General features: G+C 65.4%; 2 protein-coding genes. Both read left to right on the top strand.

Going from position 1 to position 2,624, the window contains the following annotated elements; all coding sequences use genetic code 11:
- The coding region (locus tag ILT44_RS30125) for a DUF5372 family protein (protein ID WP_204243285.1) at positions 1-507 on the top strand (507 nt) is incomplete at its 5' end.
- Positions 507-2,612, top strand: a complete 2,106-nt coding sequence (locus ILT44_RS30130; RefSeq protein WP_204243286.1) for a recombinase family protein — start codon at positions 507-509, stop codon at positions 2,610-2,612. The genes ILT44_RS30125 and ILT44_RS30130, both read left to right, overlap by 1 nt.
- The last annotated feature ends 12 nt before the right edge of the window (positions 2,613-2,624 follow it).

The raw sequence follows: 2,624 nt of genomic DNA on the forward strand, positions 1-2,624 counted from the left end.
CGGCCAGCACGGGCATGGCAGAAGACCCCTATTGTTGATCGACCCGTCTCTCATGTGACGATCATCGATCCCCATCACGCCCTGATCGGACAGCAGTTCGAGCTCGTGTCCGTGCACTCCGCACGGGGGCCAGCCTTTGTCGTGATCGCGCTGCCCGATGGACGTCGCCGCTCCGTTCGCCGGTCCATCACCGATTTGGCTGGGGCCACCAGCACCAACAGGTCAGACGGGGCTCTGCGGGTCAGCGTCCGCACTCTGCTCCCACTGGCGCAGCATTTGGCCACCATGATCACCGCGTCCGCACAGAAGGGAATCGGCCATGGCCAAACGCGTCCTTTCGCGCCGGGAGGCGGCTCCTCCGGCAACGCTGCACCTGAACCGCTCCAAGCCTATCCCGCCTCGACCGTGGCGGAGCCTTACGCCCGAGACCCAGACGCAGATGGCGCAGCTTCTGGCCGAACTTCTGCGGCGGATGCACCCGAGGCCGCCGATCCGGGAGAGCACTGATGGTGACCCCTCCAACCCTGTCTGACGACCACCTCACGGCCGCTCATCGGGCCAAGCTGGCCTATATCTACGTACGCCAGTCCTCGTTGACCCAGGTCAAGCAGCATCAGGAGAGTACCGAGCTGCAATACCGTCTGGTGGAGCGGGCTGAAGCCTGGGGCTGGCCGCGCGACCGGATCCACGTCATCGACGAGGATCTCGGCAAGTCCGGTGCCGGCACGGCCGAACGTTCGGGCTTCCAGAAGCTGATCACCGAGATCAGCCTCGGCCATGCCGGCCTGGTCATCAGCCTCGACGCCTCGCGCCTGGCGCGCAACAATCGCGACTGGCATCAGTTGCTGGAATTGTGCTCGCTGTTCGGCGTGCTGATCGCCGATGGCGAGCGGCTGTTTGACCCCTGTGCCTATCATGACCGTCTGCTGCTCGGCCTGTCCGGCATCATGAGCGAAGCTGAACTGCATCAGATCAAGCTTCGTCTGCACCAGGGTCAGCGACAGAAGGCGGCTCGCGGTGAGCTCAGCCTGCCGGTTCCGGCCGGCTTGGCCTACGATCCCGCCGGGGCCGTTACACTCAACCCGGACGAGGAGGTGCAAGCCCGCTTGGCCCTCGTGTTCACGACGTTCCGCGCGTGGCACAGTGCCCATGCGGTGATGCGCCATCTGCGGGCCAATGGTCTGCCGCTTCCGGTGCGGTCCTCCCGCGGGCCGGCCCCGCAGGACGTAATCTGGCGCGAGGCCACCAGTGCCCGGGTGCTCAGCATCCTTCACAATCCCGCCTATGCCGGCGCGTATGTTTATGGACGCCGGCATCAAGCCCCGGGCCAGACGCGAGCGGGATCCCGTCGGCCCGGCCGGACCGTGGTTCCCATCGCCGAGTGGGCAGTGTGCCGTCAGGCGGCTCATGCCGGCTACATCAGCTGGGAGGAGTTTATGGCCAACCAGCGCCAACTGGTCGACAACACCAATCATCCCGCGGCGGGTCATCCAGGAGCGCCTCGCAAGGGCCTGGCGCTCCTGCAGGGGATCGCGGTGTGCGGCCGGTGCGGCCGCCGCATGAGCGTGCACTACACCGGTCCGAACGGCGATTATCCGGGTTATGTCTGCCAAACCGACCGGGATCAAACGGGGGCTCCATCATGTCAGGTGGTGCGGGCCCTGGCGGTGGATGCCGGCGTGACGGAGATCCTGCTGGAGGCGCTCAAGCCGGACCAGATCGCGATCGCGTTGGCAGCCCTTGGGCAGTTGGACCGGGAGGCAAGACAGTTGGAGCGGCAGTGGGCGCTACGGCGCGAGCGCGCCCGCTATGAGGCCGAGCGAGCCCGGCGCCAGTACGATGCCGTCGAGCCCGAGAACCGGCTGGTGGCCCGCTCCCTGGAGCGGGTCTGGGAGGAGAAGTTGCGCGTCGTGGAGGGGATCGAGCAGGATTATGACCGTTGGCGCCGTGAGCAGCCCCTGGTGTTGAGTGACGACGATCGCGATGCCCTTTGGGCTCTCGGCCAGAACCTGCCGCAGGTGTGGCACGCCAGCAGTACGACGGCCGCCGACCGCAAGCGCATGCTGCGCTTCATCATCCGAGAGGTGATCCTCGACCAGACGAAGCTCAAAGGTCATGTCTGGCTCAAGATCCTCTGGCACACCGGCGCAACCAGCGAGCATACCGTGCAGCGCCGTGTTCACACCTACAACGACTATGCCGATCTCGATCAGCTGCGGCAGCGGATCACGCAGCTGAATGCCGCCGGCACGATGGACAAGGAGGTTGCGCAGGTTCTCAATCAGGAAGGCTTCACGGCGGCGTGCGGCTGTCGCTTCCAGGGTGAGACTGTGTGGCTATTACGCACCCGTTGGGGCATCGCCCCGGCGAAGATCAATGGCATTGCGGCCAATCCGCCGCGCTGGCCGGATGGGAGCTTCTCGGTTCAGGGTGCGGCCGCAGCCTTGGACGTGACGATGCAAACGGTCCTCACGTATCTGGCCGATGGGCTGCTGACCGGCCACCAGTTACGACGAGGACAGCCTTGGCAGATTGATCTGGCAGACGATCAGATCCGTGACCTGCGGGCTCGGCTGCAACGCACCAGACGATCAAAAAAGGAGGCATCATGAAAACACCTTCAG

Source organism: Microvirga arvi (assembly GCF_016892765.1).
GTDB classification, from domain to species: Bacteria; Pseudomonadota; Alphaproteobacteria; order Rhizobiales; family Beijerinckiaceae; genus Microvirga; species Microvirga arvi.